The organism is Bradyrhizobium sp. NAS80.1 (assembly GCF_001908205.1).
Classification (GTDB): Bacteria; Pseudomonadota; Alphaproteobacteria; order Rhizobiales; family Xanthobacteraceae; genus Bradyrhizobium.
Window position 1 is genome coordinate 1 of the sequence record NZ_LGHL01000171.1, and the last position, 7,390, is coordinate 7,390.

The following is a 7,390-nucleotide window of genomic DNA, read 5'->3' on the forward strand; positions in this document are numbered from 1 at the left end:
GGCAGTGCCATTGCGCCGAGCAGCAGGAGTGCTCTCGTCATGGACAGCATGACGGCCTCCCAGTTCACGGGATCATCGAACCAGCATACGCTTTTCCGGCGCCTCTTGGAGGCCGGCGGCCTTGAGCTGCTGTTGGCCGGATCAATGCGCATATTCGGGATTGCTAAGCGTCGCCCGGCTCAGAAACGACCGGATGAAAGAATGATGCGACGTTGGGACAGTATGACTGTCGAATTACATTCGCTTGCGCGAGTTCGCTTGCGCTAGAAGAAGTTTGAGCATTGAATTTATGCCACTATCGCAAGTGAGATTTTGAACGTGCTCGAGGTCTCGCTGGATGAAGCGGTGAAGAGATGCGCTTGGGCGTAAGGCGCGTGTGAGTAAACGCGCATCCTCATGCGCGCACTGACCAGCAAGCCGATGACCAACAAGAGGGAGGAGCACAATGAGCACCTGGCTTAGTGAGCGAGAACAGCGTCTCGTCGCAGGAGCTGAATCGACATCGTCGGCGATGCCGATTCCGACTCAAATCGTTTCCAACGGCGAGTATCTCCCGCCCCCGCAGAGTACTGTCCAGAAGCAGGTCGAGGCACGGATCAACGAGCTCGCCGACGTGAACGGCAAGCACCTCGGCTTGAGCCGCAGGCAGTTCCTGCACACAAGCTGTGGCATGGCGGCGGCGTTCCTCGCCATGAACGACATCTATGGCAATGTTTTCCGGGTCGCGCCCGCCGAGGCCCGCGAGCCCGAGCTGATGCTGGCGCGCGCGCAAAGCCTCGCCGACCAGTTCATCTTCGATGTCCAGACTCATTTCGTGCGCGACGACTTCGATCACAAGGAGCTTTTGGGGCTGGCGGACTTTGCGAGCCAGCACTGGAACCCGAAGATGAAGGAGGAAGGCGTCACCTCGCTCGCCCGCTACAAGTTCCAGAACTACGTGAAGGAGGTCTACTACGACAGCGACACTAACATGGCGCTCCTGAGCGGCGCGCCGTTCGATGACCCGAGCTGGTGGCTCCTGTCCAACGAGCAGATCGTCAAGGCGCGGGAGCTGATCAACGACTTCGCCGGATCGCGCCGCCTGTTGGCGCACAGCGTCATCACCCCCAAGCAACCCGGCTGGATGGACGAGGTGGACAAGGCGATCGAGGTCTACAAGCCGGATTCCTGGAAGTCCTACACGATTGGCGATCCGCTGGCGCCCTCGAAGTTTCCATGGCGGCTCGATGACGAGCAGGTGATGTATCCGTTCTACGCGAAAGCCGTGAAGGCCGGCATCAACACGCTGTGCATCCACAAGGGGCTGCTGCCGCCCGATTATGAGAAGTCGTTCGCCGGCGTGTGGGAATACGCAACGGCGTGGGACATCGGAAAGGCCGCCAAGGATTGGCCGCAGATGAACTTCGTGATCTATCACTCGGCCCTGCGGCCGTTCCTCGAACTGCCCGACAAGGCGTGGGCGGAGTTCGAGCAAACCGGCCGCATCCAGTGGGCCTCCGATCTCGCGGAAATCCCAGAGAAGTTCGGCGTCACTAATGTCTATGCCGAGCTCGGCACGTCCTTTGCCAACTCGGCGGTGGCGCATCCGAAGTTCTGCGCCGCGCTGGTCGGCACGCTGATCAAGGGGATGGGGGTTGACCACGTCATGTGGGGCACCGATTCAGTCTGGTACGGCTCGCCGCAGTGGCAGATCGAGGCGCTGCGCCGGCTCGAAATCCCGGAGGATATGCAGAAAAAGTACGGCTTTGCGGCGCTCGGCGATGCCAACAGCGCTACCAAGCAGCTGATCTTCGCGGGCAACGCTACAAGGTTCTACAAGATCAAGTTGAAGGCGGCCGAGAACACCACGATGCCGACCTTTTCCGAGGACCGCCTCGCGGCGCTTAAGAACGAGTACACACAAGCTGCGAAGCAGCCCTCGAACCTGCGCTACGGTTACGTTCGTGCCGCCTGAGAGCCAATGGCTGCGTCAGCGGCGCGCGCAAGCTCCGCCGGCGCAGCGGACGTGGATAGTATTGAGTCTCGTGCTTGCGGTACCCCACGCCCCGCCCTCACGCGCAGCGGAAAGGGAGCCCAATTATTCGGTGCATCCCTAACAGGAGTCCTCCGATGTTATCCCTCAAAGGCAAGACGCTGTTTATCTCCGGCGCGAGCCGCGGCATTGGGCTTGCGATCGCGCTGCGCGCGGCTCACGACGGCGCCAATGTCGCGATCGCAGCGAAGACCGCGGAGCCGCATCCGAGGCTGAAGGGCACCATCTTTACCGCCGCCGACGAGGTGCGCGCTGCCGGCGGCAAGGCGCTGCCCGTCATCTGCGATATTCGCGATGAGGCTCACGTGATTGCAGCCGTTGACAAGACCGTCGCCGAATTCGGTGGCATCGATATCTGCGTCAACAACGCCAGCGCCATTAGCCTGACCAACTCGCAGGCAACCGACATGAAACGATTCGACCTGATGATGGGGATCAACACCCGCGGCACTTTTATGGTATCGAAATATTGCATCCCGCATCTGACGAAGGCCGAAAACCCACACATCCTGATGTTGTCGCCGCCGCTCGACATGAAGGCGAAATGGTTCGAGCGCTCCACCGCCTATACCATGGCGAAGTTCGGCATGAGCATGTGCGTGCTGGGACTATCGGCCGAGCTGAAGAGTGCGGGCGTCGCGGTCAACGCGCTGTGGCCGCGCACTTCAATCGCTACCGCCGCGGTCGGCAATCTCCTGGGGGGGCGATGCCATGATGCGCGCGAGCCGCACGCCCGAGATCATGGGAGATGCAGCTTATGTCATCCTCACGAAGCTGTCGCGCGAGTTCACCGGGCAGTTCTGTATCGATGACAAGCTGCTCTATGCCAGCGGAGTGCGTGACTTCGACCGCTATCGCGTCGATGCCTCGGTCCCGTTGGCGTCGGACTTCTTCGTGCCCGACGATGACGTGCCGCCGCCCGGTGTGACGGTAATGTCCTTGCGCTAGGCCGGCGCGCTTACGTCAAGAATTCGGACGAGGTTTTTCGGTACACACAGGAAAGCGGGGCGGATGCTGGCCGAGGTGACGGCGGCGTTCAGGGCGTCTCACGCGTGACCCAAAGACCTGAGCGGCAAGTCACGTCCGAGGAAAGATGCGGTCACCCACCTCTCTGCCGCGACAACGTACCGGCGCGGCCCAAAAACTTTGGATCTCGGCGCAAATTGGCGTAGTCTGTGACGAGCTGCCCTTGGGACGGGACGGGCCGACGTCGCCGTTTGACGGAATGGGCAGCGATCATGCCGTCGGCTGGCATCGCAATCTGAAAAGCAGCGCCTGCCTTGGTGGCGCTCCATTAACTTCAACATAGAGCAGATTGGCTTGCCGCGCGCGGCAGGCAATAGGCATGTCTAACGGGAGGACGACATGGCGACATTCATTTTGACCATCAACTGGACCGACCAGGGAATTCGCAATGTCAGGGATGCTCCCAAGCGCAGCGAAGCGGCGAAGGAGCTCGCCAAAAAAGTCGGGGTCGAGATTACGGAAATTTATCTCACCTCCGGCGAGCACGACATTCTCGTCATCGCTGAAGCACCTCTCGGCGACCAAGTCACAAAATTCGCGCTCGCGCTCGGTTCTCTGGGAAATGTGCGCACCTGCACGTCGCGGGCTTGGACCGAGTCCGAGTGGACCAAACTGATATCCGAGCTTCCGTAATAGACTCGGATTGTCAGATTGGCCTGTGCGCGGCCTGACTGATTAGCGCCGCCGCGATTTCGACGCCCGGCGATCGTGCCCTCAATGCGACACGGGCGCCGGGCGTGCGCATCGGAAGGGACGCCGGATCGACATGGCGCTAAAGCAACGGGCTGATGCTTCAAGGGAGCACGGTACGTACCAAGAGCCAGTAAAGCCCAACCGGCAAGATCGCCGCTGAACAGAAGTAGACCACCGCCGGATGCCGTCCATCCCGCGCGGCGGCTCGGTGACCGATCCGATCCGACCACAACAGAAGCCGAAAGATGAGGGCTACGATCACGACCTGCCCAATCTCGACGCCGATGTTGAAAGCCGCGAGCGCGGGCACGGCCGCGTTCGCTGGCAGCCCAATCTCCTTCAGCGCGCCGGCGAAGCCGAAGCCGTGAATGAGCCCGAAAACAAACGTCACCCGCCAGCGACCGTCCACATTGCGCGAGAAAAAATTCTCGACCGCCACAAACATGATCGTTACGGGGATCGCCGCTTCGACGATGGCACTTGGGACTACGACAACTTGCAACGCAGCAAGGGACAGCGTGATCGAGTGAGCAATCGTGAAGGCGGTGACGATCTTGATCACCGGCCACAAATGCTGCGCCCAAAGCACGATCGCGGCAAGGAATGCGATGTGATCGTAGCCGAGAAAGATGTGCTCGATACCGGCCTGCACGAACCGCCCGAACACCTGGAGTACCGACGACCCTGCACCAGACAGAGCGACCTCGGGCGCTGTGCTGTCGAGGGCAAGCTCGCGCTCGCCGCTCTCGGTTGCGATCATAGTCAGATGTCGCGCCGTAGGATCTACGTCGTGAAACAGGGTCGCGCGATAACGTAGCTCGCCGCCATCCAATGGACAGGTCCATGACATCGTCACCAGAACGTGGGTATCGGCGGGCTGTGCCGTTCCTGGCCTAGGCGCGCATCGCTGCCCGCCGGCAAAGACTGCAACGTGGTCGCCAATGTAGGTGAGCACTGACGGCGCCATGATCGCCAGCGCCACACGGTTGACCTCACCCGACCCCGCTTCGGTGATTCGAACGCCGGCCGCCTTTTCGTAGTCGCGCCCAAGCGCATTGATTTCGACGTCGACCGTGCGGTCGCGGATCACGATGCGCGAGGTGCTGACCCCGGCGTTGTGCGCCTGCGTCTCCCAGGTGGCGACGGCAGCGACGGCAATGCTGGCCAGGGCGAGCCAAGCGCGTGACGTTGTCGTGGGGGGAACGCCGTTGAGCCTAGCACGGCCTGGGCGCATCCGGAGGCGTTGTATCCAGCGCGTTCGGCGGAGCGCCCAATTCACAGGTGTCACTGGCGTCGGCCGTCAATCATTCGGCGCGCTCAGGCGCTTAATGATCACGCCGGCAGTCGCTGCACGAATGCTCTGTGGGTAGGCTTCTGAGAACGCCCCAAGCGCCGTCAGCGCCTTTTCGGTGAAAGCGCGCCTTTCCTCGGGCGGCGCAAGCTGTGCGGCCCGCGCAAGATCGATGGCGTGAATGAATGTTGCCTCCTCAGCGTCCTCCCCGCTCGCGAGGGTCAAAGCCAACGCCTTGGCCTCAGCGATCTGGTGGTCAAGATCGTCCAACCCAATGCCGACAAGCTGAAAAGGATCGAGTACGAAGCTCTCATAGAAGCCAGCTTTCAGGAGCTCGAACCGGGCGCGCAGCGAATAAGGTGCTTCGGGTGAGAGGCGAATGGCTTCCTCGAGCGGGGTTCTCGGCAGGCGGTAGCGCCCGATCGCATCGTCCAAGCGTGGCGCCAGGCCGCGCTGGACGAGAGGCTTCAGCAAAAGTTCGCCGTTAACCGTAAGCCGACCACTGTGCGCTGCGAAATCGCGGTTGAGGAGGTTGGTCGCCTCGACTAGAACCATACCGAGTGCAAATCGCGCCATGCCCTCAGGTCCTGGCCCAGGAGCCGTTTTGATGAGTGCGACGTCCTCGTCGGCGGCGGAGACGAGTGCGTTTGCCTGCTCGATGTCGATCACATCATGAGCGACCAGCGTGCGGGCGCCAAGAACCAAAAAGAGGAGAACGAAGAGAACGAGCCCTGGCGCTGCACCTCGAAAGGCTGTGCATCGCGGGCAGGCGGCGGTCAGCGATTGTCCTGTGGGGAATGAGCTTGCCGTGGCCAAGTCATCAGTCATCGGGCACCTCTTCGCCGGCGAAAAAAGCGTGCGATCCCCGGTGCACCGGGACGACTCCGTCGGGAGCACCGGCGGGCATGGGAAATGCCTCTTTGTGTTCAGCCAGCGTCCTCGCGATCAGATAGGCGTGGCGCGCCATGAAACTCGAGCGGCACACGAGGAAGTGGCTCCCAAATGATACTATTATCCGCAACGGCGCGTCGTGGATATCGTCAAAGGGCGGGTTGCCGAGAAAGAGGGCTTCCGCACTTCCCGCCGCCATGATTGCGAGGTCCTGTTGATCCGTGGCAATGAGCACGCCGACGCGCCGAGCATCCGCAGCTCGGACCAGCATGGCGCGCGAGCCAGGGAGAAATCGCGTCAGCACGTCGACCGTCGCCGCGGCAAGAGCACTCCCGCTTTCGTCATCGCGTTGGCCGACGATGAGCAGGTGGTAGCGCCGGTAGATCGGCCACATATGGTCCGGATTCAAGTCGGCGAACCGCGGCCCGATCGGCCCTTGCTGCCGATCAGGGCCCGCGACCGCAAACCTTCTGCCCCCGGCGAGAACAAGCGCCGCTGCACTCGCAACCGACGTGAGGATCGTGCGCCGCTTCATACTCGCCAAGCTCCAAGGCAGCTGTGCGATGCCGAGCCTGAGCCAGCGACGGCCTAGGCACCCGTTATTGCGGCTTGAACACGTCGCGGTTCAAGATCGCTGTGACACCCAGGTTCGGGATATCGACAAGTTGCGCGATGTGGAGATCGACGGCCACGCTCACCAGTACGTAAGCCTGCTCGCGGCTAAGGCCCTTTGTCTTGACCAGAAAGTCGATCATGTTGAGCGTGGCGTTTCGCGCTGCCAAACTCACATCCTCCGAGAGGTTTGCCAGCGGAGCGATCTTCTGGCCACCAAGGTAGGTGTCGAACACCGGCAGTTCACCCTCGGGCTTGAGCGGAAGCCCCGAGACAGCGTAGAAACTCCCCGGGGCGAGGCTCTTTAGCTGCGAGCCGCCCTCAAAGTGCATTGTCGTAAGCAGCGAAGCCATGCCCGGGATCACCTTGGCCTGGAGCGTTACCTTTGCGCCCATCTCAATGGCGGTGCCCGCCACCTCGCCGTTGCCCTGGGCGAAATGAACGTCACCCGCGAAAAGCCCGCAACCGTCGATGAAGCAAGGAAATAGCAGCGTAGTGCCGACCACCGTCTCCTTGGTATCGAGATTGCCGCCATTCTCCCGTGGAGGGACCGTGCGAACACACTTGTCCTTCGCTGTACCATTGGCGCCGCAAAGGTCCGCCGGCACGGCATCAACCGGCTGGGGAGTCAACACCGCGCCGCTCGCGTCAGCGAGCGCTTTCTCCCGTTTGAGCCACATCTCAAGCTCAGCCTCGCCCGGCAAGACGCCGACCGTACCCATGAACGCATTCATGGGCACGGAGATTCCCGGCAAATCCTTCGAACGCGCTTCAAGACGCGTCAGGTTCCAGTGCACGATGAAAGGATCGCGGAAGACGTCACGCAAGAAGCCAAATCCAGGCAC

The 7,390-nt window shown here is 61.6% G+C and carries 7 protein-coding genes and 1 pseudogene; 4 read left to right on the plus strand and 4 right to left on the minus strand.

The window, feature by feature from the left end; translation table 11 throughout:
* The 4 genes and pseudogenes from AC629_RS47860 to AC629_RS33170 all read left to right on the plus strand — a co-directional run.
* Nucleotides 1–267: hypothetical protein (locus AC629_RS47860; RefSeq protein ID WP_210419143.1), on the plus strand; the 267-nt coding region annotated here is incomplete at its 5' end.
* A 178-nt stretch (nucleotides 268–445) separates the two neighbouring features.
* The gene (locus AC629_RS33160; protein ID WP_084809014.1) at nucleotides 446–1,954 is read left to right on the plus strand and encodes an amidohydrolase family protein; all 1,509 of its coding nucleotides are present in this window, start codon (nucleotides 446–448) and stop codon (nucleotides 1,952–1,954) included.
* A 155-nt stretch (nucleotides 1,955–2,109) separates the two neighbouring features.
* A pseudogene (locus tag AC629_RS33165) lies at nucleotides 2,110–2,980 on the plus strand (SDR family oxidoreductase).
* A gap of 417 nt (nucleotides 2,981–3,397) precedes the next feature.
* Nucleotides 3,398–3,691, plus strand: a complete 294-nt coding sequence (locus AC629_RS33170) for a GYD domain-containing protein (protein ID WP_084809015.1) — start codon at nucleotides 3,398–3,400, stop codon at nucleotides 3,689–3,691.
* A 160-nt stretch (nucleotides 3,692–3,851) separates the two neighbouring features.
* On the opposite strand, the gene AC629_RS33175 is transcribed toward AC629_RS33170, so the two are convergent.
* The 4 genes from AC629_RS33175 to AC629_RS33190 form a co-directional block, all read right to left on the minus strand.
* Nucleotides 3,852–4,733: a HupE/UreJ family protein gene (locus AC629_RS33175; RefSeq protein WP_245332067.1), complete on the minus strand. Its 882-nt coding sequence runs from the start codon at nucleotides 4,731–4,733 to the stop codon at nucleotides 3,852–3,854.
* 318 nt (nucleotides 4,734–5,051) lie between these two features.
* Nucleotides 5,052–5,870, minus strand: a complete 819-nt coding sequence (locus AC629_RS33180; RefSeq protein ID WP_084809017.1) for a hypothetical protein — start codon at nucleotides 5,868–5,870, stop codon at nucleotides 5,052–5,054.
* The gene (locus tag AC629_RS33185; protein ID WP_084809018.1) at nucleotides 5,863–6,468 is read right to left on the minus strand and encodes a hypothetical protein; all 606 of its coding nucleotides are present in this window, start codon (nucleotides 6,466–6,468) and stop codon (nucleotides 5,863–5,865) included. The genes AC629_RS33180 and AC629_RS33185 overlap by 8 nt, the downstream gene beginning before the upstream one ends.
* A gap of 64 nt (nucleotides 6,469–6,532) precedes the next feature.
* A partial coding sequence (locus tag AC629_RS33190; protein WP_143199626.1) for an acetamidase/formamidase family protein occupies nucleotides 6,533–7,390 on the minus strand: 858 nt, incomplete at its 5' end.